We start from the raw sequence: 22,691 nt of genomic DNA on the forward strand, positions 1-22,691 counted from the left end.
GGCAAGCTTCCTTGAGTGTGGAATAATCCCGCCGCCGCGGCTTGATCGCGGTCCCTGCCCGTTCCCCTGGTTTCGCTGGTTGTGCAATGAAAGATTCAGCCGCCACCTTCATACGTGGCTCCGTCAACCATCACGTGCGCGTGATGGCAGTTACCAGTGCCCTCGGCCTGCTGGCCATCTTCCTCACGGACATCCTGACACTGACCTATGTGGCCATGCTGCGGGACGAGGTGCTGGTCGCTGCCGTCGGCATCGCCAAGACACTGGCCTTCTTCAACTCGAGCCTGGTAGCAGGGATCGTGGTCGCCGCCGGCACGATGATCTCTCGCAGGGTCGGCCAGGGTTCCCGTGGAACGTTGCCACCGCTGGCGACGCACATGCTGGTGCTGGCCACTCTCGTCTCGACTGCGGTGTCGCTCATCCAGTGGCGTTACCTGGATTTTTTCTCGGGCTGGATGGGGGCAAGCACGCCGTCCTCCCCGCTTGCCCGGCAGTTCATCGCCATGACCTTGGTGTCATCGGTACTGATGGCGGTCACCCAGGCCACCGCCCAGGCGCTGCGCGCCCACGGGCACAGCGGCCGTGCGCTTGCGGTCGTGCTGACGGCGGCGGCCTGCCTGGCCATCGTCGATCCGATCCTGATCTTCGGCCTGGACCTCAAGCTGTTCGGTGCGGGCGTGTCCTGCCTGCTGGCTGGCACGGCAGGCTGCTTCTACGGGCTGCAGCAGGTCGGGCGCCATATCGGGCTGTCGCAGCGTATTCGTCTGCGTCTGTTGCGGCTGTACGGGACCCGAATTGCAGGAACCGCCCTGCCCTTCACCCTGGCCAACCTGGCAACGCCGGTCGCCCTCACCTACACCATGTCCCACCTGGCGGCGTTCGGCGTCTCGGTGATGGCGGGCATGGCGGTCATGGACAGGGTCCTGCAGATCACCTACTGCCTGTACTTCGCACTGCCGAGCGCGCTGGTGCCGGTGCTTGCGCAGAATCTCGGGGCACACCGGGGCGCGCGCATGCAAGCGGCGTTGGCCACGGCGGCGCGACTGGTGGTGGGGTACGGCCTGGCCGCCTGGGCGGTGCTGTGGGCCGCATCGCCTGGGCTCAGCCATCTGTTTGCGATCAGCGGGCCCGGCCAACAGCTGATCCAGGACCTGTGCCGGTTCGGGCCAGGGCTGTGGCTGCTGATCGGGCTGGATTTCATCGCCATCTCGGTCTTCATCAGCCAAGGCCGCACCTGGTGGGTCGCCTTCTATGCGTGGCTGCGCGCCACCCTGGGCACCCTGCCCTTTGTCATGCTCGGGGCACAGCACTTTGGCGCCAGCGGCGTGATGCTCGGGATGTGGATCGGCAATGGGCTGGTCGCGCTGGCATCCATCGGCACCGCCCTCTGGATCAACCGCCGCCAGCGAACAGCGAGCGCACGGGACGGGAATCTTTTGTCATAATCACCCCTCGCCGTTTCGCAAGAAGCGTTGCTCCTCACCACAGCTTTGAAGTGGGTTATGTCAGATCAGGATCACGACACAGAATCGGCCACCGCGCCGGCCACCAAACGCCGCCGTGCACCCAAGGGCGAGATGCGCCGGGCCGCGCTGCTGGATGCGGCGACCGAAGTGTTCGCCAAGGATGGCTATGGCGCTGCATCGATGCGCGATGTAGCGCAAATCGCAGGCATCACTACCGTGGGGCTGCTGCATCATTTCCCCAACAAGGTGTCGCTGCTGCGGGCGCTGCTTGACCGGCGCGATCAGCGCATTACCGAGAAATTCGGCGAACTGCACACTGCACCGACGCTTGAAAGCTTCCTGGCCTTCGTGAAGATGAGCATGAGCTTCAGCGTGCAAAGCCTGCCCGAGTGCCAGGCATCGATGATGATCAGCGTCGAGAGCCTGTCGGACAAGCATCCGGCCTGGCCCTGGTACAAGGAAAAGTTCGAGATGACCCATGCGCACGCACAGGCGCACCTGGCCTCGCTGGTCGAACAGAAGCAGATACGCCCCGATGTCGATGTGAAGGCGCTGGCGACCGAGATCTTCGCCGTCATGGACGGACTACAGATCCAGTGGCTACGCGATCCCGGCCAGATCGACGTCGAAGCAACGTTCGACGCCTACCTGCGGCGCCTGGCCAACGGCATCCGCGTGTGACGGCAGGTTCGTCCCTGAACCCGCCCGTCAGGGTCAGTAAGCCTGCGACTCGCTGACCTGCACGGCTGCGCGAAGCGGGACCGGCAGCGGGTTGCTGTCGCGCGTGGTCAGGTGTTGTGGCATGAGCGTCACCAGCGTGCGGTGCAGTGACAGGTTCTCGGAGTCAGGACCGACCCAGACCTTGAACTTGCCCGCATCGACGTCCCAGCTATCGCTGTGCTCCACGAAATACGCCAGCGAGCGCGAGTCGATCGGCAGGCTCACCGTCTTGCTCTCGCCAGGCTGCAGGTACACCTTGGTGAAACCCTTCAGCTCTTTCTTCGGACGGTCGACCTGCGGTCTGACCGGTTCGACATACAGCTGCGCGACCTCGAAGCCGGCCTTGTCACCGGTATTGGTCAGCGTGAACTTGACGTCGACGGTGTTGCCCGGGGTCATCACGTTGCTTGAAAGCTTGAGGTCCGAATAGCCGAACGTGGTGTACGACAAGCCGAAGCCGAACGGATACAGCGGTTTGGCGTGTTTCTTGTCATAACCGCGATAGCCCATGTACAGCCCTTCGCTGTAGCTGAGTTCGGTCGACGGGTTGTCACCGCGATACGCCGACGGGTCGGGGTAGGACGCGTAGCTCGGGTTGTCCTCGATCCGCTTGTCGATGGTGACCGGCAGCTTGCCGGACGGGTTGACGGTGCCGTACAGGATCTCGGCCAGTGCCTGACCGCCCTGCTGGCCGGGGAACCAGGCATTCAGGGTTGCACCGACCTTCTTGGCCCAGGGCTGCATGTTGGCAACGCCGCCGCCGTGCATGACCACGATGGTGTTCGGGTTGGCCTTGGCGACAGCGCTGATCAGGTCGGCCTGTTGGTCTGGCAGGTCATAACCGTGGTCAGAACCTTCGCCTTCGTTTTCATGGTTGGTGCCTGCGGCAACCACCACGGCGTCGTACCGCGACAGATCCTTGGGCGGGGCCAGCGACGCCCAGCTCATCTGCACGCCAGCCAGGCCGCCCAGCGCAGGGGTGAAGTTGCCCTGCACGCGGCGGTATTCAAGCTTGACCGTATAGTTCCGGCCAGCCTTCAAGGCCGCGCTCTTGCCGGAGGTGGTCAGTGCATTGACCACGTCCGAGGAGTACGGCACGCCGTCGCTCTCCACCACCAGCTCATCGTTCACCCAGAGCTTGTAGGGACCGTCCGCGCGCACCTTGAACACATGGGCGCCAGACTCGGTCGGCTTGATCGTGGCGGTGAAACGGGCCGAAAACGCGCCCGCCGTGGGACTGAACCCGGACACCGCGGTGGTGCCGGCGTTGGTCTCGTTGGAGCTGGTGGTCCAGTTGAGGTTCACGCCTGGCTCGATGCGCGTCACAGCCGGATCGCCACTGAGACTGGTGTTGCTGAAGTACTCGGCCTTGACCCCGGAGTTGCTGATGCCGGACGTGTCGCTGGTTGGCTGATACCACACCGCCGATTTCGGGTTCAGGCTCAGCGCGGACAGGTAGGTGACATTCGCGCTGTTCGATGCCAACTGCTGCAGGCCGCTCAGCTCGGTCATGTAGCTGTTGGGTGGGGCGTTAGCGGTACCAAATGGCGAAGCTGGAGCCTGGTTGGCCCAGTCGCCGATGACCGCGATCCTGGCGTCACGCGTCAGTGGCAGCAGCGGCTTGCCCTTGGCGGTATTGGCGTTGCGCAGCAGAACGATGGATTCACGCGCCACGTTGAGCGCCGCGCGCTGGCCGTACTCGGTGTGGTCGAGCGTTTGCGCGGTGTTCAGGTTTTCCTGGAAGTCGTAGCTGACCACGGCCCGCAGGTTGCGCTTGACCTTGTCGTCGATGACGTTCTGGGTCAGCTGGCCGCTCCAGATATACGGCATCAGGTTGGCCTCGGTGAACTGCAGGCCCGACGGCATGTCGATGTCGGTCCCCGCCCACGCGCCTTTGAACGGATCGTGAATGGCGTTGAAATCACTGATGACGGTGCCTTGATAGCCCCACTCGCCCTTCAGCACCTCGGTGATCAGGTGATGGTTTTCGCAAGCGTAGTCGCCGTTGACCTTGTTGAAACCGCACATGATCGAGGCGACGTTGGCGTTCTTGACCATCGACTCAAAGCCCGGCAAGTAGAGCTCGCGCAGGGTGCGCTCATCGGCCGTGACGTTGACCTGCTGGCGGTTGGCTTCCTGCTCGTTGGCCAGGTAGTGCTTGCCGCTGGCCTGGATACCCTGCACCTGGATGCCGTTGACGACCGCCGGGGCCAGTACCGCGCCGAGGAACGGGTCCTCGCCACTCATGTACTCGGCTGAGCGGCCATTGTAGGGCGTGCGGTAGAGGTTCACGCCGGGCGACAGCATCTGCTGGCCACCGGAGATACGCGTCTCGTAGGCGATCGCCAGGCCGAACTCCTTGGCGCGGTTGATGCTCCAGGTCGCTGCAAGGGCCGACTGGGACGGGTACTGCGCACCGAAGGTGGCGTTGTTGACGTGCACGCCCATGGACGAATCGTAGGCGACGGTGCCCTTGATGCCCCACTTGAGCAGCGACGGGATCATGTGGCCGTCGTTGACCCGGGTGAAATTGATCTTTTCGGATTGGTTCATGTTGTCCAGGATCGAGCTGACGCGCGCTTCGACTTCGTTGCCGGTGGCCGGCGTGGCAGCGAGGGCGGTCGATGCCTGCATCACGCTGATCGCCAGCAGGCTCAAGCCCAAGGTCTGTTTGAGGTGTTTCACGGATCGGGTCCTTATACAGCGGTCTGGGTGGCGAGGGTCAAGATCACAGCGGTCGGTTTCACGGCTGGTCGACCTGCGCCGGGGCGTCGCTGGTGTCGACCGGCGTGTCCAGCAGCGTGTTGGCGCCAGCGGCGTTCTTGCCGACCTTGTCCACGCCGGTCAGGCGCTCGCGCTGGGCATCCAGCTGGGTACGGGCATCCGTGGCGGTCGTCTGTGAGGTGGCGGCCAGCGTGTCGGCAGAGGCACTGAAGTGCGTGGCCAGCAGCGCCGAGCAGGCGAGCGACAGCAATAGTCTATTCATCGAATAGTTCTCGGTGGGTGGGCTACAGTTAACGGTCGAACCTTGGGCAAGGTAAGGCCGGGGCGTAAGTCTGAGCACTTGCGAGAAAAGTTCAAGGAGGGGAGAAGATTTTGTTCAACGGTCTAATTAATTAAACCCTAGAACCACCTCTTAAGCCTGCAAATACAAATGCTGAACGCAAGTTCCAGTTTAAATAACACACATTTAACGGCGTTTTATTGCTTGAAAATCACATCAAATAGCAATTTTTCATCGTTTTTTTCATTATTCAAGCATTTATTAGCCATCAGCTAAACCTAGTTGCAATTAGGTTTAGCTGTCTGATATGCTCTCGCCGTGGATACAAAACCACCCTTGAAATCCCATGAAAATCCCTTGCCAAACACTCTGTTGCACCTGAAAGAACAACGAAGTATTCTTCGGCCCTCCTTTGGACCCAGCAACTAAAAGTGCGCCGCTATATAGCCACCAGTTGCATAAAGCCACCAATATGAATTTATCACTACCCTCTGCTGACGACATATGTGAGTGGCTGCTGGATGCTGGCGCACTCCAGCCTGCCGACATGAATCGCGCGATCCGGCTGGGGGTGGCCCAAGGCATCTGCGAGGACGACAAGCTGCGTACGCTGCTGCGCCTGGGCGCGGTGAACGATGAACAGATGGCCAATGCCTACGCGCAGTTGCTAGGTGTCCCGAGGCTCGGCGAAGAACCCATCGCAGCCGTCCCTTGTGCGCCGGAACGCTTTGCCCGCAACTTCGGGGTGCTGACCCTGCACGAAGGCCCTAGTCACCTGCGGGTGGCCGCCGGGGTGCCCCTTTCGGCCTATGCCATCGCGGCCCTCGGCTACCGTGCCGGAAAGCCAGTCGAGCTGGTCATCGCCACCGCCGATGAGATCACCCTCCTGATCGAGCAAGTCCATGGCGCCGGCCGCTCCGCGATGGGCGCACTGATCGAAGCCCTGGACGACGACTCGATCGCCGAAGGCGACATCGAGCATCTCAAGGACATGGCGTCCGAGGCGCCGGTCGTCCGCCTGGTGAACATGATGCTGCAGCAGGCGGTCGATCGGCGCGCGTCGGATATCCATGTCGAGCCGTTCGAAAGCCAGCTGAAGGTCCGCTACCGCGTCGATGGCGTGTTGATCGAAGGCGAGGCGCCGCCCTCGGGCTACGCCGCCGCCATCATCTCCCGGCTGAAGATCATGGCGCGCCTCGACATCGCCGAGCGCCGGCTGCCCCAGGACGGCCGGATCATGCTGCGCATCCAGGGCCGCGAGCTCGACCTGCGGGTCTCGACCGTACCCACCAGCTTTGGCGAGTCGGTGGTGATGCGCCTGCTCGACAGGCAAACGGTCAGCTTCGACTTCGCAAGCCTTGGCATCGAGGGCGCGACCCTGCGGACCATCGAACAGTTGCTCGCGCGCCCTCACGGCATCTTCCTGGTGACGGGCCCGACCGGCTCGGGCAAGACCACCACGCTCTATACCGCGCTGTCTGGCCTGAACACCGAGCAGCGCAAGATCATCACCGTCGAAGACCCGGTCGAATACCAGCTGACCGGGATCAATCAGATCCAGGTAAAACCCTCGATCGGCCTGGGCTTCGCCGCGGCGCTGCGCTCGATTGTCCGGCAGGACCCCGACGTGATCATGATCGGCGAAATGCGTGACCTCGAAACGTGCCGCATCGCGATCCAGTCGTCGCTGACCGGGCATCTTGTACTGTCGACGCTGCACACCAACAGTGCGGCAGCAAGCCTGACCCGCCTGCTGGACATGGGCGTCGAAGGCTACCTGCTCGCCTCGACCCTGCAGGGCATCCTGGCCCAGCGCCTGGTGCGGCGTCTCGACCCGACAACCCGCATCAGCTTCGAGGCGCCTGCCGAGCTGATCGAACGCCATCAGCTGGGGCGCTACACCGAGCAGCGGCCGATCATGCTGTATCGACCGGACGAGCAGCGCCCAGGCGGCGGCTACCATGGCCGCAGTGCGATCACCGAACTGCTGGTGATGGACGAGGACATGCGCGGCCTGCTCATGCGCCAGACCGATTCCGCCACCCTCGAAGCCACTGCCCGGCAAAAAGGCCTGGTGACGCTCTACGAGGATGGGCTGCGACAGGCCCTGGCCGGTATCACATCGCTCGAGGAAGTCTTGCGCGTCACGGGGGGTGATTGACATGCCGCTGTTCTCATACACCGCCCTCGACCCGGAAGGCCGCAAGCAGCAAGGCCAGCTGGACGTCGCTGACCAGGACACCGCTGCCCGGCAATTGCAGCAACGCGGCCTGCTGGTCGTGAGCCTCAAGCCGGGCAGCCGCCTGCTGCGCCCCGGCAGGCAGCGCAGCGTGTTCAAGGCCGTGGAGCTGATCACCATTACCCAGCAGCTCACCACACTGATCAGTGCCGGCCAGCCACTGGACAAAGCCTTGACGACCGTGCTGAAAAACCTGCGCAGGCCAGATGCCCGTGCATTGCTCGAGCGCGTGCGCGACCAGGTTAAGGCCGGGCAACCGCTGTCCCAGGCACTGGACGAGCACCCCGCGTCTTTCTCGCCCTTCTACACCAGCCTCATACGCGCCGGTGAAGCCAGTGGTGTACTGGCCGTGACCCTGGCGCAGCTCAGCACCTACCTCGAAAGAAGCCACAAGCTACGCGGCGAAGTCATCAATGCGCTGATCTACCCCGCGTTCCTGGTCATCGGCGTGATCGGCTCGCTGGCGCTGCTGCTGGCGTATGTAGTGCCGCAATTCGTGCCTATTTTCCAGGACCTGGGCGTGCCCATTCCTTTCGTGACCCAAGCGATCCTGGCGTTGGGGGAATTCGTCAACAACTGGGGACTGGTGAGCCTCGGCGCACTGGCCGGTGCCACGTGGCTCTTGCTGGCCGGAAGGCGCAACCCGCAACGGCGCATCGTCCAGGACCTGCGCATCTGGCGCAGCCGCCTGGTCGGCCCGCTGCTGCAGCGGCTCGAGACCGCCCGGCTGACACGGACCCTGGGCACACTGCTCAGCAACAGCGTGACACTGCTGTCCGCCCTGGCCATCGGCCGCGATGTCAGCGCCAACCAGGCCCTGCGCGCCCATGTCGAACGCACCACCGACGAGGTCAAGCAAGGCAGCGGCCTGGCAGATGCGTTGTCCGCCGACCCGCTGCTGCCCGAGCTTGCCCTGCAGATGATCGAAGTCGGCGAGCAATCCGGAACCCTCGGCGCGATGCTGCTGAAGGTCGCGGACGTCTACGACCTCGAGGCAAAACGCACCATCGACCGCCTGCTCGCGGCGCTGGTACCTGCATTGACCATCGTCATGGCAGTGATGGTGGCGGCAATCATGCTCGCCATCATGCTGCCGCTCATGAGCCTGACCAGCAATATCTAGGAAATCACCCATGCGCTCCCTGAAAAAAACCAATGCCCGGCAGGCGGGTTTCACCCTGCTCGAAATGCTCGCTGTCATCGTACTGCTGGGGATCGTCGCGACCATCGTCGTGCGCCAGGTCGGGGGCAACGTCGACAAGGGCAAGTACGGCGCCGGCAAGGCACAGCTGGCCAGTCTGGGCATGAAGGTCGAAAGCTATGCGCTCGATGTGGGCGCGCCGCCGGGCAATCTCGACCAGCTGCTCCACAAGCCTGCCAACGCCAGCCGTTGGGCGGGCCCTTACGCCAAGCCTTCAGACCTGCTCGACCCCTTCGGCCACGCCTTCGGCTATCGCTACCCCGGCAGCCACGGGTCGTTCGACCTGATCTTCCTCGGCCAGGACGGTACGCCTGGCGGTGAGGGCTACAAGGCCGACCTGGGCAACTGGGAGTAACAGGTGACTGCGCCCACGCTCCGCCAACGCGGCTTTACCCTGTTCGAATTGCTCATCGTCATCGTGCTGGTCGGCGTTGCCGCCTCGATCCTGGCGATCGGCATCGGCAAGGGCATCGCAAAGGCGAATGAGCGCAGCGCCCTGGCGCACATGGTGTCTGCGTTGCGCAGTGCGCGGGTGCAGGCCATCGCGACCGGGCAGCCGGTGCGGGCACGGTTCGACCTGGCCGGGCGGCGGGTCATGGCGCCGGGGCGCAAGCCCGAGGCCTGGCCCCAGGATTTCAACGTGCGCTTGCAGACCGCCCGTGGACTGGGCGCTGCCTTCGAGTTCTACCCCGATGGCGCAGCGAGCGGCGGCAATATCCTGGTGACCCGAGGTCAGGCGCGCTGGCGGATCGATATCAGCTGGCTCACCGGCAACGTGAAGCTGCGGGACCTGCCATGAACCGCCAGCGTGGTTTCACACTGCTGGAAATGCTCGCAGCGATCGCATTGCTGGTCGTGGCCTCGTCGATCCTGCTGGGCGCGTTCGCGCAAAGCAGCCGGTCGCTGGTGCAAGTCGAGCAGAGTGACCGGCACAGCGCTGCCGCCAGGTCGCTGATGGACGATCTCGACCTTGGTGACTTGACGCCAGGCCAGCAGCGCGGAACGTGGCACGGCCTTGCCTGGGTGCTGGACGTCGCGCTGGAGCAAGCGGCGCCGGGACGCATCGAGCTGTATCGGCTCGACCTGTCGATCAGCGAAGGCCGCCGGACGTCCCACTACAGCACGCTGCGCGCCCGCTCCGCCGTGGGCTTGAGATGAAGCGCCAGGCAGGCTTTACCCTGCTCGAAGTCCTGGTGGTACTCAGCCTGCTCGGGCTGCTGCTGGGGCTGGTCGGCGCCGCGCTCGTGGGGTCGAACCGCGCGGTGGCCAAGGCGGAGCGCTACAGCGCGGACCTAGATGAGCTGCGCGCCACGCAGCGCTTCTTGCGCCAGTCCCTGAGCCAGGTGTTGCCCCTGAGCGCACTCGGCGCCGATGGCAAGCATACCGCGACATTCGAAGGCGGCGCGGACAGCGTCATCTTCTATGCACCCTTGCCCAGTTCGGTAGGCGGCGGGCTGTACCGCCAGCGCCTGGTGCGGCGTGATCGTCGCCTGGAGATAGACCTCGCCAGGCTCGACGGTCGGCGGCTACAGGCATGGGGCGAGCCGCAGCGACTGCTCGATGGCATTACGTCGCTCGCACTGAGTTACCGGGGCTATTCCCCGCTCGGCAAGCCCACCGGCTGGTTGCGCGAATGGCCTTGGCCGGAGCGCGCGCCGCAGTCGGTACGGGTAGAGGTGCAACTGAGCAACGGCAAGACCTGGCCTACCTTGCAGGTCAACCTGCTGCTGGACCTGTCCGGCGACGGGGGCCGACCGTGAGCCGCCAGAAAGGCGCAGCCCTGCTGCTGGTGCTGTGGGTCATCGGACTGTTGAGCATCCTGCTCGGCGGGCTGGCGATCTCGGTTCAATTGCAGCAGCGGCAGGCGCGTTGGCAAGGCAACCAGACCCAGGCTGTCTTTGCCGCGCAGGCGGGCCTCAACCTGGCCGTGGCCGGCCTGTCCAGCAACGGGCCGACACGCTGGCTCGCCGATGGCCAGGACCACGACGTGCGATTTGGCGACAGTACGCTGCGCATCAGTGTGCGCAGCGAACGCGGCAAGCTCGACCTCAACGCCGCCTCCGCGGCCAGTTTCGAAAAACTGCTGCGCGCCAGTGGTGCCAACGGGCAGAGCGCGAAAACCATCACCCAGGCTCTAGTGACAAGGCGCAACAAGGTACCCCTGCGAATGCTTGAAGAATTTCGCGATATGCCCGGCATGACCTACGCGGTGTACGCCCGCGCCCTGCCCTGTATCACCGTCTGGTCCGGCACCTCGCAGCCCGACCCCGCGCTTGCGCCGCCGCAACTGGCCTCGGCCCTCGGCCTGCCGAAGAGCCGTGGGCTGGCGCTGGACGCTGGGCAGATCATGACCGTCACCAGCGATGCGGCCCTGTCCAGCGGCTTCACTGCCCGCTTGCAAGTCACGCTGGTGCTGCTGCCCGCCTACGCGGGCGGCAAGCCTTATCGCGTACTGAGGTGGCAGGAATGAACCGGTTGCTGGAGCGCCATCTGCCCGCCCTCGCCGCGCAGCTCAGCGAGTGGCAGGCACGCTGGGCCACCAGCGTCGGGCGCCGCTGGCTGAAGGCCTGGATCACGGAGTTGACTGCAATGCTGCCACCCACACTCGCCGCACGGCTGGGCAACGCCGCCACCGAGCAGTTGCTGCCATGGCCATTGCCCGAGCAGTGCGAGCCGGGGCGGCCTGCGATCCTGATGCTGTCCTCGCACCAGGTGATGCTGCAACGCATCAGCCTGCCCATTGCCGCCACCCGCAACCTCAGGGAAGTGCTGACCTATGAGGTGGACAAGTACACGCCCTACACTGCCGACCAGGTGCACTTCGTCGCACGGGTCCTGCGCAAGCAGCCACCCAATGCCGAAATCGAGCTCGTGGCGATCGCCCGTACTGCCCTGGAGCTGATGCTCGAAACCTGCCGTGGGCGTGGGGTGCAGGTGATGGCAATCGATGCCACGAACGCGTCGGGAGAGCGCCTCTGCATCGACCTCCTGCCGGCAGGCACAGGTCCTGTGCTGGCACGTCCGGCCAGGCTGAACCGGTGGTTGTGGGTTGGCTGCCTGGCCTGCACGGTGGTCCTGGCCGCGGCTTGCCTGGACCGGCGGCAGACCATGCTCGACGCCATGCAGCATGAGCTCGCCGCCCAACGCCTCGACGTACAGCGGGTCCAGAAACTGCGACAGACCCTGGATGACACGCTCGGTGCCTCTACCTACCTGGCGACGCTCAAGGCGCAGCGGCCTGCCCTCGCCTGGCTGCTGGCCGACCTGAGCAGTTGCCTCGGCGACGATACCTGGGTCGAGCATCTGGAAGTACGAGACGGCGCCCAGGTGACGTTCTCGGGTCAAAGCACCCGGGCCAGCGCGCTGCTGACCGAGGTCAAAGCCTGCCCGACACTGCACGATGCGCAATTCCAAGGGATCATCCAGACGGACAAGACCACAGGGCGCGAGCGTTTTTCCATCAGCGCGCAGCTCACCCAGGAGAGCGTCCATGCGTCCACTCACTAGCAGGGAGCGCAGGATTACCGCCCTTGGCGTTCTCGGCCTGCTGCTCTGGGCCCTCTGGCACGTGCTGATCGAGAGCCTGTTGCTCGCGCCCCTTCGAACACTCGACGAGCAGACCGACGCCGTGCGCGAACAGCAGCGCCGCTATGCGCGCCTGATCCTCCAGCAGCCGATGCTTGAAGCGCAGCTCAAGCGCACCGAGGATGATCCGGCCCAGCGCAACAGCCTGCTGCCTGGCGATGACCCGAATGCCGTCGCGGCAGACCTGATGCAGCATGTCGTGGAACGGGTGAAGGCGCAGTCCCGCCTTGGCCCCGGCTGCGAGGTCACTCAACGCATGCCGATTGCCTCTGCCGAGCAGGATCAGGTCGAGCCTTACCGCCCGGTGAAAGTGAGCCTCACGCTCGCCTGCGCCATCGAACCCCTCGCCGCCGTGCTGCATGACCTTGAATACGGCCAACCCAGCCTGTTTGTCGACCAGCTCAGCGTCCGGCGCACTTCCTCGGCCCCTGCCCAGGGCGGCGCGGGGCGACTGGAAGTACACCTGCTGGTTCGCGGTTATCTGCGCGGCGCGGGTCCGAAGGGAAGCGATTCATGAGACTGCGCACCTCGAGCCTGGCATTGCTGGCCGTCAACGCCAGCGCGCTGCTGGCGATCGCCTGGGTTTTCAGTGCGCCTGTCGAGCCCCAGTGGCTCGCGCCACAGCGTGAAGCGCACGCGCCTGACCTGCCGCCACCCTCGCCACCACCCGAGCTTGCGCAAGCCCTGCGCGCGGTAACCTGGACTCACCCGATCTTCAGCCCGGACCGGCAACCTGATCCGCAGGGCACAAGCACGGCGGCGCAACCGCTGTCCCGGTTCAGCCTGACCGGCGTGGTGCTGGACAGTACATCCCAGTGGGCCTACCTGCGTGAGGGCAGCCATCGCCCCATCAAGGTTTCCTTGGGTGCGGTGCTGACCAGCGGCTGGACCCTGAGCCACCTGGACGCACAGTCCGCGACCTTCATCCGTGATGGACAGACCCACACCTTGAGCATGCCCCTGCTGCGGCTACCGCCGCCGTCAAGAGCCCCCGTCCTTACTCTTCCGCGTACTACGACACCATGACCCTGCAGCTTCCTTCACGCTTTCCCCTACCGGCACTGCACGCGCCCTTGCTCGCCCTGAGCGTGGCTGTTTCCCTGGCCGCATGCTCGACGCCACAGCATCAACTGACCAGCGACCCCGCCCTGATGCAGGAGGCCTTCAAGGGCGCCGGGGAGCCAGCGCCCGCGTCCACACCACTGCCGCAGCCACCGATGGCGGCCCATCAAGCCCCCGCGCCAATCGCGGCGCCGCAGCGGCAGATCATCAAGGGCAACCAGCGTTTCATTCGTCCGCCGGCGAGCACAGCTTCCAAGGCCGCCAGCGAAGAAGGCGATATCGTCTTCAATTTCACCGACCAGCCCATCGAGGCAGTCATCAACAGCGTGATGGGCGACTTGCTGCACGAAAACTACAGCATCAGCCAAGGTGTGAAAGGCACGGTCAGCTTCTCGACCTCCAAGCCGGTCAACAAGCAGCAGGCGCTGTCGATCCTGGAGACGCTGCTGTCCTGGACCGATAACGCGATGATCCGCCAGGGCGACCGCTATGTGGTCCTGCCCGCGGACAAGGCAGTCGCCGGCAAGCTGGTACCCGAGGTCGCGGTGGCCGAACCTGCCACCGGCCTCGCCGCGAGGCTCTATCCGTTGCGCTACATCGGCGCGACCGAGATGCAGAAACTGCTGAAGCCGTTTGTGCGCGAAAACGCCTTCTTGCTGGTAGACCCGGCGCGCAACGTGCTCAGCCTGGCCGGCACGCCCGAGGAGCTGGCCAACTACCAGGACACCATCGATACCTTCGACGTCGACTGGCTCAAAGGCATGTCGATCGGCGTGTACGGCCTGCAGCACGCCTCGGTTGCAGAGCTGATGCCGCAATTGCAGAAGCTGTTCGGCCCGGACAGCGGCATGCCGTTGTCGGACATGGTCAAGTTCATGCCCAATGAGCGCACCAACTCGATCGTGGCCATTTCCGCGCAGCCTGAGTACCTGCAGGAAGTCGGCAACTGGATCAGGACCATTGACGAAGGCGGCGGCAATGAGCCACAGCTGTATGTCTATGATGTGCGCAACCTGAAAGCGGCGGACCTCGCACGGTATCTGCGGCAGATCTATGGCACGGGCCAGATCACCGAAGAGACGGCAGCGAAGGTGGCGCCCGGTCTCAAGACCACCAGCCTGACATCGCTCAACGGCACGGGCAGCCAGGGTTTCGGCGGCACTGGCAGCGCTGCCCAGTCGACTTCGACAAGCGAGGAATCCACTGAGGAGGACGATGGCCAGTCGGACCAGAGCACCGACGATGGCCTGGGTGCGCAGATGGGTGAACAGAGCGAGGGCACCGGCAAGAGCCTTGAGCAATCGGTGCGCATCACCGCGCAAAAGAGCAGCAACCAGCTGTTGGTACGTACCCGGCCTGCCCAATGGAAAGAGATCGAGTCCGCCATCAAGCGCCTCGACAGCCCACCCCTGCAGGTACAGATCGAGACCCGTATCCTCGAAGTGAAGCTCACCGGCGACCTCGACCTTGGCGTGCAATGGTACCTGGGGCGCCTGGCAGGCAACTCCTCCAGCACCACGGTCGCCAACGAAAGCGGCAGCCAGGCGGCCTTGGGCGCGGGTGGCGTCGCGCTGGGCAGCAGCTCGATGTTCTACTCGTTCGTCAGCAGCAACCTGCAAGTCGCCTTGCGCGCCCTCGAGACGCGCGGCCTGACCCAGGTGCTCTCGGCGCCTTCGCTGGTGGTCCTGAACAACCAGCAGGCGCAGATCCAGGTGGGCGACAACATTCCGATCAGCCAGACCACCGTCAATACCACCAACTCCGACACAACCCTCAGCAGCGTCGAATACGTGCAGACCGGCGTCATCCTCGACGTCTTGCCGCGGATCAATCCGGGTGGCCTGGTGTACATGGATATCCAGCAGCAAGTCAGTGACGCGGACGATAGCGCGGTCACCACGACCCAGCCCAACCCCCGCATCTCGAGCCGCGCGGTTTCGACCCAGGTCGCGGTACAGAGTGGCCAGACCGTCTTGCTGGGCGGCTTGATCAAGCAGGACAACGCCCGCTCCGACACCCGCGTGCCCGGTCTCTCGCGGGTTCCCGGCCTGGGCTGGTTGTTCGGCAGCACCTCCAGGAGCCGCGACCGCACCGAACTGATCGTACTGATCACCCCCAAGGTGGTGAACAACCCAGAGCAGGCGCGGCAGGTGACCGATGAGTACCGCCAGCAGATGCAGGTACTCAAGGCCCAGGCGTCGCGCGCGCTTTAGCCCGTCAGCCTGGCGTGTCGATCGCCTTGCTCCTGCAAGGCTCGTTGAACATCGAGCACAGGTTGCGCTCGATGTTGCGGCACAAGTCTTCCACCCGGATCCTGTGCTGGCTGCGGCCAAACGGTGCCTGCAGGTCAGTGCCGATGCGCTCCATCGCCAAGAGCATGCATCCCACCACGGTCGAGACCACCGGCGTGAACCATCCCAGGGTCGGCACCAGGCTCAGCGGCATGATCACGCAGAACAGCCCGCTGAACAGCCGTGGGAAATAGATATAGGGATAGGGCAGTGGCGTGTTGGCGATACGTTCCATGCCGCCCTGGTGATTCGAGATATCGACCAGTGTCGACTCGAGCCGGGAGAGCCGAATGCTGTCCAGCCGACCTGCCTTGAACTCCCTGGCCAGCAGTACGGCCGAGCCGTTGAGGATGTCGTTGGGCACGTTATTGCCCTGCCCGACCTGGTCGATCTCTGCGGCTGGCAGCAGCCCATGCAACTGCCCGGTATCAAACTGTCCCACCAGGTGGCCGCGCAACGCATGCAGATAGGCGACATGCCGGCGGAACAGAATGGCCTTCACCGGGTTCTGCACCGCCCCGCCCTGCTCGTCATCGATCAGCGTCAATGCCTGCCGGCCCAGGCTGCGCGAGCTGTTGACCATGGCGCCCCAGAGCGTGCGCGCCTCCCACCAGCGGTTATAGGCGCTGGTATTGCGGAAACTGATGAGCACGACCAGTGCAGAGCACAGCAGCGTCAACGGCATCAGCGGGATGTCCAGCACGTCGCGGGCGAGCAGCATGAAATCCAGGGTAACCGCCACATCCCAGAGCATCAGCCAGAAGAGCGCCCAGCCGACATAGGTCAGCGTCTTTTTGAAGCAGATCCATTTGCTGCCAAGGGCTTCCATCATGATGTCGCTCCATTGATATGACGCCCGCCAGTCCCGGTGAGCCGTAGAGACACCCTAATGCGCGATGCTTAAACGATTCTTAATTCCTTATCGAGCCCTTCCATAGCGGAAAAATACAAAGGAGCAGTGAATTTTTTCGTGTCTCTTTGTATCTCATGCGAAAGAGCCCTGGCCATTACAACGATGGCACCACTCCGGGCTTGGCCCGTTGTCCTCTCGCAGTGACCGGGGGCCAGCGGCCTGTAAAGACAAGTCAATTAGAGTACGCGCATGAAACTTCGTAAAAACCGAGTCAATCCGATCGGATTGAAAGACATCACCATTGTCGACGATGCCAAGATGCGCAAGGCGATCACCGCCGCCGCGCTTGGCAACGCCATGGAATGGTTCGACTTTGGCGTCTATGGCTTTGTCGCCTATGTGCTGGGGCAGGTGTTCTTTCCCAATGCCGACCCGAGCGTGCAGATGATTGCCGCGCTGGCCACCTTCTCGGTACCGTTCCTGATCCGCCCGCTTGGCGGGTTGTTCTTCGGGGCGCTGGGTGACAAGTATGGAAGGCAGAAGGTATTGGCCGCGACGATCGTGATCATGTCGCTCAGTACCTTTGCCATCGGCTTGATCCCGTCCTACGCCACGATCGGCATCTGGGCCCCCATCCTGCTGCTGCTGGCGAAGATGGCCCAAGGCTTCTCGGTGGGCGGGGAATACACCGGCGCCTCGATCTTCGTGGCCGAATACGCCCCGGATCGAAAGCGCGGCTTCCTGGGCAGCTGGCTGGATTTCGGCTCGATCGCGGGCTTCGTGCTCGGTGCCGGCGTGGTGGTGCTGATTTCCACCATCGTCGGCGAAGCCGCCTTCCTTGAATGGGGCTGGCGCCTGCCGTTCTTCCTTGCCCTACCCCTGGGCATCATCGGCCTGTACTTGCGCCACGCGCTCGAAGAGACCCCAGCATTCCAGCAGCACGTCGAGCAACTGGAACAGGGTGATCGCGAAGGCCTGGCGGCGGGTCCGCGCGTGTCCTTCAAGGAAGTGGCGACCAAGCACTGGCGTGGCCTGGTGACCTGTGTTGGCGTGGTGGTGGCAACCAACGTCACGTACTACATGCTGCTCACGTACATGCCGAGCTACCTGTCGCACAACCTGCATTACAGTGAAAACCATGGAGTGCTGATCATCATCGCGATCATGGTCGGCATGCTGTTCGTGCAGCCCCTGATCGGCTTCTTCAGCGACAAGATCGGGCGGCGGCCGTTCATCATCATCGGCAGCATCGGGCTGTTTGCGTTGTCAATCCCGGCGTTCATGCTGATCAACAGCGGCGAACTCGGGCTTATCTTCGCGGGTCTGCTGATGCTGGCGGTGCTACTCAACTTCTTCATCGGCGTGATGGCCTCGACCCTGCCGGCCATGTTCCCGACCCATATCCGCTACAGCGCCCTGGCCGGTGCGTTCAACATCTCGGTGCTGATCGCCGGCCTGACCCCGACCGCGGTGGCGTGGCTGGTGGAAAGCACCAATGACCTGTACATGCCGGCCTATTACCTGATGGTCGTTGCCGTGGTAGGCCTGGCAACCGGGCTCTCGATGAAGGAAACCGCGAACAAGCCACTGCGCGGCGCGGCGCCCGCGGCGTCGGATATCGAAGAAGCGCGTGAGTTGCTGCAGGAGCACCACGACAACATCGAGCAGAAGATCGAAGACATCGACACGCAGATCGCCGAGCTGGAAGCCAAGCGCAACCTGCTGGCACAGCAGCATCCGCGGATCAACTAGGGCAATGACTGTGGGCAGGCTCCATGCCTGCCCACGTCTGCCACGCAACGTGTTCGGGAAAGGTCTTTTGTCGGACAAGTCATCAATCCCGCACGCTGCGTCAGAACGCCGCACCGACACCCCTTGGCAAATCCCGCGCAATGCTTAAAATCTCGCCTCCTTTTCCCCCAGTCGCCCACAACGGCAACCCGCAGCCCTGCGGTTGAGTCATGCCCTGGTCGCATCTCCGCGTTGGCACTTTCGCTGTTCGATCACTTTGAGGTCTGTATGTCTCCGCGTTTGCTGGCGATGGCGCTTGCGCCTTTGCTTGGGCTGTTCATCGTTGCGTTGGGCAACGGTTTCATGTCGTCGCTCACGACCCTGCGCCTGGGCGCGATGGGCGAGTCGGCGACCATGATCGGTATCGTCTCGTCCGCCTATTTCATCGGCCTGAGCCTGGGCGCCCTGCTCAATGACCGGCTGATCCTGCGCATCGGCCACATCCGCGCCTACAGCAGCTTTGCCTCGCTGATCGCCGCGACCATCCTGCTGCAAGGCATGTTCTACGACACCTGGGGCTGGTTCGCGCTGCGCCTGATCAACGGCTGGGCCACGGTCGGAGTGTTCCTGGTGATCGAGAGTTGGCTGCTGACGGCCGGCGACGCGAAGATCCGCGGGCGCCTGCTGGCCTTGTACATGATCGCCCTGTATGGCGCTGGGGTGCTGGGCCAGGCAACGCTGGGCGTGATCACCGGCTGGGGCGAGACCGCACCGTTCATGGTGGCGGGCATGCTGGCGTCACTCTCGGTGCTGCCCATCGTGATCCTGCCGCGCGTATCGCCGCTGCTGGAACAGGTCGAGCCGCTCAAGCCACGGCAACTGCTGGGCGTGACGCCCACCGGCCTGGTGGGCTGCTTCGGCTCGGGCCTGGCCATTGCGGCGGTCTACACCCTGCTGCCGCTGTACCTGCAACGCATCGGCCTGAGTGTCGGCGAGGTCGGCAGCATGATGGCCTGGGCCATCCTCGGAGCGATGCTGCTGCAATACCCGGTCGGGCGCTGGTCTGACCGCAGGGACCGCCAGGAGGTGCTGATCGTGCTGGTCGCGGCGTGCACCGTGCTGTCGCTGGTGATAGTGCTGATGCCGCTGTCGTCGACGATGCTGGCGGCCATGCTGTTCTTGCTGGGTGGCGGGATCTTCGCGGTGTATCCGGTCGCGGTCAGCCATGCCGCCGACCGCGCGCCAGCCGAGGCGCTGGTGCCGATGATCCAGGGCCTGCTGCTGATCAACTCGCTCGGCTCGGCCATCAGCCCACTGATGATTTCGCCGGTGATGACCTCGTTTGGCGAAACCGGGTTGTTCTGGGCATTTGCGGTGATCAACCTGGGCCTGGTGATGTTCTTCGTGTGGCGCCGCGGCCAGCGCGCTGCGCCGGCCAACCCGGCTCCGTTCGCGGCGTCGGCGACCTTCTCCCCGACCGGCGCGGAGCTTCGCTTGACCGAGGACCTGATGCACGCCGCGCAGGAGCATCCGCCGATGGTGGATGCCGTGAGCGGCGAGATGGCCGACCCGCGCAGCGCCTGACTGCGACTTGCACGCTGCAAGCTGCAGGCTTGCAGCTTGCAGCTTGAATTCTCTTCCTATACTCCATCTGGCGTCATGCTGTGCCGACCGCCCTTTCAAGCAGAACCTCTAACAAGAATGCGAGGTGGCAGATGGTTTGGCAGCAAATATACGATCCCTTCGGGAGCCCATGGCTCTCCACCCTCATGGCCGCTGTCCCGGTAGTCGTAATGCTGGCGGCGCTGGCCTTCTTCCACATCAAGGCGCATATCGCCGCCTTGCTCGCCCTGGCTTCGGCCTTGCTGATCTCCATCTTCGCCTTCGACATGCCGGCCGACATGGCGGGATCGGCTGCGCTCTATGGGGCCGCCAACGGGTTGCTGCCCATTGGCTGGATCGTGCTGAACATCATCTTCCTGCATCGCCTGACCACCGAAAATGGCTCGTTCAAGGTGCTCCAGGACTCCCTGGCCCGCATCACCGACGACCGCCGCTTGCAGTTGCTGCTGATCGCCTTCTGCTTCGGCGCGTTCTTCGAGGGCGCGGCGGGGTTCGGCACCCCGGTGGCCGTCACCGGGGCCATCCTCATCGGCCTGGGTTTCTCGCCGCTGGCTGCTTCCGGCCTGGCGCTGATCGCCAACACCGCGCCAGTGGCCTTCGGTGCACTGGGTACGCCTATCATCACCCTGGCCAAGGTCACGGGGCTGGACGAGATGGAGCTGTCGGCGATGGTAGGACGGCAGCTGCCGTTCTTCTCGGTGATCGTGCCCTTCTGGCTGATCTGGGCCTTTGCCGGCTGGCGCAAGATGGTCGAAGTCTGGCCGGCGATCATGGTGGCCGGAGTCAGCTTTGCGATCCCGCAGTTCCTGGTCTCCAACTTCCACGGCCCGATGCTGGTGGACGTGATTGCCGCGCTGATCTCCATGGCCTGCCTGACAGGATTCCTGCGGGTCTGGAAACCGGCGACCGTGCACACCTCCGCCGCCCTCACCGGGCGGGTGGACGACTCCAAGGTAGATCCCGACCCTGACGAGCAAGCCGGCAACCTGGCCTTCTCGCAAAGTGACCGGCGCACTGTGCTGCGGGCCTGGATGCCGTGGATCATCCTCACGGTGTTCGTGTTCATCTGGGGCACGGCGAGCTTCAAGAACCAGTTCGACACGCGCCAGGCCGTCGACCCCGCCACCGGCGCCGCCCTGCTCGATCCGCAAGGCAAGCCGCTGCGCGAGGCCAACCCGGTGTTCGCGCCGACCCTGACCTTCGAGACCATCCACCAGCACATCGAAAAAGTCCCGCCCGTGGTCGCCGCGCCCAAGAAGGAAGATGCGTTGTACCGGTTTACCTGGCTGACCGCCACGGGCAGCGGGATCCTCCTGGCAGCGATCCTCGGCGGGCTGCTGATGGGTTATTCGGTAATGGGGCTGATCCGGCAGTACCTGCGCACGATCTGGGTGGTGCGCTATTCTCTGATCACCATCGTCGCGATGCTGGCGCTGGGCTTCCTCACGCGATACTCGGGGCTCGACGCCACCATGGGCCTGGCCTTCGCGGCCACGGGCATCTTCTACCCGATGTTCGGCACATTGCTCGGCTGGCTCGGGGTGGCGCTCACCGGCTCGGACACTGCCTCCAACGTGCTGTTCGGCGGGCTGCAGCGGGTGACCGCGGAACAATTGGGCCTGAGCCCTGTCTTGATGGCGGCGGCCAACAGTTCCGGGGGGGTGATGGGCAAGATGGTCGATGCGCAATCCATCGTGGTAGCCTCCACGGCCACCCGCTGGTACGGGCATGAAGGGGAGATCCTGCGGTATGTGTTCTTCCATTCGATCATTCTGGCGATCCTGGTCGGTTGCCTGGTGACCCTCCAGGCGTATGTAGCGCCGTTCACCTCCATGGTGGTCGGCGGCGGCTGAGCAGCAAAGGAGTCAACGATGGACCTGCAGTTTCTGGGCACCAGTGCCGGGGTGCCCACCAAGGCCCGCAACGTCAGCGCCACGGCGGTGATCGAGGCGTCCGGCAAGGGCTGGTACCTGGTCGATTGCGGTGAGGCCACCCAGCACCAGCTGTTGCGCACTTCTCTGTCGCTGCGGGACTTGCGCGGCGTTTTCATCACCCACGTGCACGGCGATCACTGCTTCGGGTTGCCAGGTCTGCTGGCCAGCGCCGGCGTCAGCGGGCGCACCGAACCGCTCGACCTTGTCCTGCCGGCCGCGCTGCATGATTGGGTACGCCTGGGTCTTGCGGTCAGTGATTGCTATCTGCCCTACGAACTGCGCCTGCATGCGGTCGAAACCCTGGAAGGCTGGAGCAGCCGGCATATCCAGGTCGAGACGGTGCGCCTGTCCCACCGTGTACCCTGCCATGGTTATGCCTTCACCGAGATCAATCCCGATCCCCGGCTGGATGTAGAACGCCTTGACGCCGAAGGCATCCCTCGTGGCCCGCTGTGGGGCGAGCTCGCTCGCGGGCGCGCCGTGGAGCACGCCGGCCGGGTGCTGGCAGCCCGGGACTACCTGCTCCCCACCCGCCCCGCCCGGCGGGTGATCGTCTGCGGGGACAACGACACCCCGCAACTGCTCGCCGATGCCATTCTCGGCACCGATGTGCTCGTGCACGAAGCGACCTTCACCGAACCGGTCATCGAGCGCACGCGGCAAAGCTACGGCCACAGCACTGCCGCAGCGATCGCCCGGTTCGCCGCAGCCTCGGGCGTGCCAAACCTGGTGCTGACCCATTTCAGCGCCCGCTACCAGGCCAATCCCCAGCGCAGCCCCTCCATCGAGGACATTCGCGAGGAGGCCCGGGCGCACTACAGCGGCCAGTTGATCCTGGCGCGGGACCTGCAGCGCTACCACCTGGGGCGCGATGGCCGCCTCGAACCGGTTGCTCACCAGGGTATGGTCGGGGTGAGTGTGTCCGACCATAACGACAGGTAATCATTTGCCTATATAAAATATCGATTCTTGAGTCGAAAGA

Annotated in this window: 20 protein-coding genes; 17 read left to right on the forward strand and 3 right to left on the reverse strand. The window is 64.1% G+C overall.

The features are described 5' to 3' along the window. Window positions 1-86 precede the first annotated feature (86 nt). Entirely contained in the window at window positions 87-1,445 is a 1,359-nt protein-coding gene (locus AC0ZZU_RS06725) for an MATE family efflux transporter (RefSeq protein ID WP_476339738.1), read from the forward strand. Window positions 1,446-1,502: 57 nt separating this feature from the next. Continuing rightward, window positions 1,503-2,147: a TetR/AcrR family transcriptional regulator gene (locus tag AC0ZZU_RS06730; RefSeq protein ID WP_476339739.1), complete on the forward strand. Its 645-nt coding sequence runs from the start codon at window positions 1,503-1,505 to the stop codon at window positions 2,145-2,147. Between the two features lie 33 nt (window positions 2,148-2,180). Here the strand turns inward: AC0ZZU_RS06730 and AC0ZZU_RS06735 are convergent, their stop codons facing one another. Then, window positions 2,181-4,820 carry a glycoside hydrolase family 3 protein gene (locus AC0ZZU_RS06735; protein WP_476339799.1) on the reverse strand — a complete coding sequence of 880 codons (2,640 nt, stop codon included), beginning with the start codon at window positions 4,818-4,820 and terminating at the stop codon, window positions 2,181-2,183. 109 nt (window positions 4,821-4,929) lie between these two features. Further along, window positions 4,930-5,172, reverse strand: a complete 243-nt coding sequence (locus AC0ZZU_RS06740) for a hypothetical protein (RefSeq protein ID WP_476339740.1) — start codon at window positions 5,170-5,172, stop codon at window positions 4,930-4,932. 490 nt (window positions 5,173-5,662) lie between these two features. On the opposite strand from AC0ZZU_RS06740, the gene gspE reads away from it, so the two are divergent. Genes gspE through gspD form a run of 11 tightly spaced genes read left to right on the forward strand, consistent with a single transcriptional unit; the run spans window position 5,663 to window position 15,490 of the window. Next, on the forward strand, window positions 5,663-7,351 hold the full coding sequence (gene gspE, locus AC0ZZU_RS06745; RefSeq protein WP_476339741.1) for a type II secretion system ATPase GspE: 1,689 nt from the start codon (window positions 5,663-5,665) through the stop codon (window positions 7,349-7,351). A 1-nt stretch (window position 7,352) separates the two neighbouring features. Next, window positions 7,353-8,552, forward strand: coding sequence for a type II secretion system F family protein (locus tag AC0ZZU_RS06750; protein WP_476339742.1), 1,200 nt, complete (start codon window positions 7,353-7,355; stop codon window positions 8,550-8,552). A gap of 10 nt (window positions 8,553-8,562) precedes the next feature. Then, window positions 8,563-8,985 carry a type II secretion system major pseudopilin GspG gene (gene gspG, locus AC0ZZU_RS06755; RefSeq protein WP_476339743.1) on the forward strand — a complete coding sequence of 141 codons (423 nt, stop codon included), beginning with the start codon at window positions 8,563-8,565 and terminating at the stop codon, window positions 8,983-8,985. Window positions 8,986-8,988: 3 nt separating this feature from the next. After that, a complete protein-coding gene (locus AC0ZZU_RS06760; RefSeq protein WP_476339744.1) occupies window positions 8,989-9,429 on the forward strand; it encodes a GspH/FimT family pseudopilin in 441 nt (146 codons plus the stop codon). After that, complete coding sequence (locus tag AC0ZZU_RS06765) at window positions 9,426-9,788, forward strand: type II secretion system protein (RefSeq protein ID WP_476339745.1); 363 nt, start codon at window positions 9,426-9,428, stop codon at window positions 9,786-9,788. The genes AC0ZZU_RS06760 and AC0ZZU_RS06765 overlap by 4 nt, the downstream gene beginning before the upstream one ends. Next, window positions 9,785-10,390, forward strand: a complete 606-nt coding sequence (locus AC0ZZU_RS06770) for a prepilin-type N-terminal cleavage/methylation domain-containing protein (protein WP_476339746.1) — start codon at window positions 9,785-9,787, stop codon at window positions 10,388-10,390. The genes AC0ZZU_RS06765 and AC0ZZU_RS06770 overlap by 4 nt, the downstream gene beginning before the upstream one ends. Next, window positions 10,387-11,100, forward strand: a complete 714-nt coding sequence (locus AC0ZZU_RS06775) for a type II secretion system minor pseudopilin (RefSeq protein WP_476339747.1) — start codon at window positions 10,387-10,389, stop codon at window positions 11,098-11,100. Before AC0ZZU_RS06770 ends, AC0ZZU_RS06775 begins: the two co-directional genes overlap by 4 nt. Further along, window positions 11,097-12,137: a PilN domain-containing protein gene (locus AC0ZZU_RS06780; RefSeq protein WP_476339748.1), complete on the forward strand. Its 1,041-nt coding sequence runs from the start codon at window positions 11,097-11,099 to the stop codon at window positions 12,135-12,137. The genes AC0ZZU_RS06775 and AC0ZZU_RS06780 overlap by 4 nt, the downstream gene beginning before the upstream one ends. Then, complete coding sequence (gspM, locus tag AC0ZZU_RS06785) at window positions 12,121-12,732, forward strand: type II secretion system protein GspM (protein WP_476339749.1); 612 nt, start codon at window positions 12,121-12,123, stop codon at window positions 12,730-12,732. Before AC0ZZU_RS06780 ends, gspM begins: the two co-directional genes overlap by 17 nt. Beyond that, window positions 12,729-13,241, forward strand: a complete 513-nt coding sequence (locus AC0ZZU_RS06790; protein ID WP_476339750.1) for a hypothetical protein — start codon at window positions 12,729-12,731, stop codon at window positions 13,239-13,241. Before gspM ends, AC0ZZU_RS06790 begins: the two co-directional genes overlap by 4 nt. Next, window positions 13,238-15,490, forward strand: a complete 2,253-nt coding sequence (gene gspD, locus AC0ZZU_RS06795) for a type II secretion system secretin GspD (RefSeq protein WP_476339751.1) — start codon at window positions 13,238-13,240, stop codon at window positions 15,488-15,490. Before AC0ZZU_RS06790 ends, gspD begins: the two co-directional genes overlap by 4 nt. A gap of 4 nt (window positions 15,491-15,494) precedes the next feature. Here gspD and AC0ZZU_RS06800 read toward each other — a convergent pair whose 3' ends face one another. Then, the gene (locus AC0ZZU_RS06800) at window positions 15,495-16,400 is read right to left on the reverse strand and encodes a bestrophin family protein (protein ID WP_476339752.1); all 906 of its coding nucleotides are present in this window, start codon (window positions 16,398-16,400) and stop codon (window positions 15,495-15,497) included. A gap of 270 nt (window positions 16,401-16,670) precedes the next feature. Here AC0ZZU_RS06800 and proP point away from each other — a divergent pair, with 270 nt between their 5' ends. The 4 genes from proP to AC0ZZU_RS06820 all read left to right on the forward strand — a co-directional run bounded on the left by proP (window position 16,671) and on the right by AC0ZZU_RS06820 (window position 22,651). Then, window positions 16,671-18,173: a glycine betaine/L-proline transporter ProP gene (gene proP / locus AC0ZZU_RS06805; protein ID WP_476339753.1), complete on the forward strand. Its 1,503-nt coding sequence runs from the start codon at window positions 16,671-16,673 to the stop codon at window positions 18,171-18,173. Window positions 18,174-18,440: 267 nt separating this feature from the next. Continuing rightward, the gene (locus tag AC0ZZU_RS06810; RefSeq protein WP_476339754.1) at window positions 18,441-19,736 is read left to right on the forward strand and encodes an MFS transporter; all 1,296 of its coding nucleotides are present in this window, start codon (window positions 18,441-18,443) and stop codon (window positions 19,734-19,736) included. A gap of 131 nt (window positions 19,737-19,867) precedes the next feature. Next, entirely contained in the window at window positions 19,868-21,628 is a 1,761-nt protein-coding gene (locus tag AC0ZZU_RS06815) for an L-lactate permease (RefSeq protein ID WP_476339755.1), read from the forward strand. Window positions 21,629-21,646: 18 nt separating this feature from the next. Continuing rightward, entirely contained in the window at window positions 21,647-22,651 is a 1,005-nt protein-coding gene (locus tag AC0ZZU_RS06820; RefSeq protein ID WP_476339756.1) for an MBL fold metallo-hydrolase, read from the forward strand. Window positions 22,652-22,691 lie beyond the last annotated feature (40 nt).

The sequence above is a fragment of the Pseudomonas sp. JE3303 genome, from assembly GCF_056312565.1.

Coding starts and splice junctions, on each gene's coding strand:
- gspM (WP_476339749.1), top strand. CDS start 12,121: ATGCGTCCACTCACTAGCAGGGAGCGCAGGATTACCGCCCTTGGCGTT.
- gspG (WP_476339743.1), top strand. CDS start 8,563: ATGCGCTCCCTGAAAAAAACCAATGCCCGGCAGGCGGGTTTCACCCTG.
- AC0ZZU_RS06750 (WP_476339742.1), top strand. CDS start 7,353: ATGCCGCTGTTCTCATACACCGCCCTCGACCCGGAAGGCCGCAAGCAG.
- AC0ZZU_RS06770 (WP_476339746.1), top strand. CDS start 9,785: ATGAAGCGCCAGGCAGGCTTTACCCTGCTCGAAGTCCTGGTGGTACTC.
- AC0ZZU_RS06740 (WP_476339740.1), bottom strand. CDS start 5,172: ATGAATAGACTATTGCTGTCGCTCGCCTGCTCGGCGCTGCTGGCCACG.
- AC0ZZU_RS06790 (WP_476339750.1), top strand. CDS start 12,729: ATGAGACTGCGCACCTCGAGCCTGGCATTGCTGGCCGTCAACGCCAGC.
- gspD (WP_476339751.1), top strand. CDS start 13,238: ATGACCCTGCAGCTTCCTTCACGCTTTCCCCTACCGGCACTGCACGCG.
- AC0ZZU_RS06725 (WP_476339738.1), top strand. CDS start 87: ATGAAAGATTCAGCCGCCACCTTCATACGTGGCTCCGTCAACCATCAC.
- AC0ZZU_RS06820 (WP_476339756.1), top strand. CDS start 21,647: ATGGACCTGCAGTTTCTGGGCACCAGTGCCGGGGTGCCCACCAAGGCC.
- AC0ZZU_RS06735 (WP_476339799.1), bottom strand. CDS start 4,820: ATGCAGGCATCGACCGCCCTCGCTGCCACGCCGGCCACCGGCAACGAA.
- proP (WP_476339753.1), top strand. CDS start 16,671: ATGAAACTTCGTAAAAACCGAGTCAATCCGATCGGATTGAAAGACATC.
- AC0ZZU_RS06780 (WP_476339748.1), top strand. CDS start 11,097: ATGAACCGGTTGCTGGAGCGCCATCTGCCCGCCCTCGCCGCGCAGCTC.
- AC0ZZU_RS06730 (WP_476339739.1), top strand. CDS start 1,503: ATGTCAGATCAGGATCACGACACAGAATCGGCCACCGCGCCGGCCACC.
- AC0ZZU_RS06765 (WP_476339745.1), top strand. CDS start 9,426: ATGAACCGCCAGCGTGGTTTCACACTGCTGGAAATGCTCGCAGCGATC.
- AC0ZZU_RS06815 (WP_476339755.1), top strand. CDS start 19,868: ATGGTTTGGCAGCAAATATACGATCCCTTCGGGAGCCCATGGCTCTCC.
- gspE (WP_476339741.1), top strand. CDS start 5,663: ATGAATTTATCACTACCCTCTGCTGACGACATATGTGAGTGGCTGCTG.
- AC0ZZU_RS06810 (WP_476339754.1), top strand. CDS start 18,441: ATGTCTCCGCGTTTGCTGGCGATGGCGCTTGCGCCTTTGCTTGGGCTG.
- AC0ZZU_RS06800 (WP_476339752.1), bottom strand. CDS start 16,400: ATGATGGAAGCCCTTGGCAGCAAATGGATCTGCTTCAAAAAGACGCTG.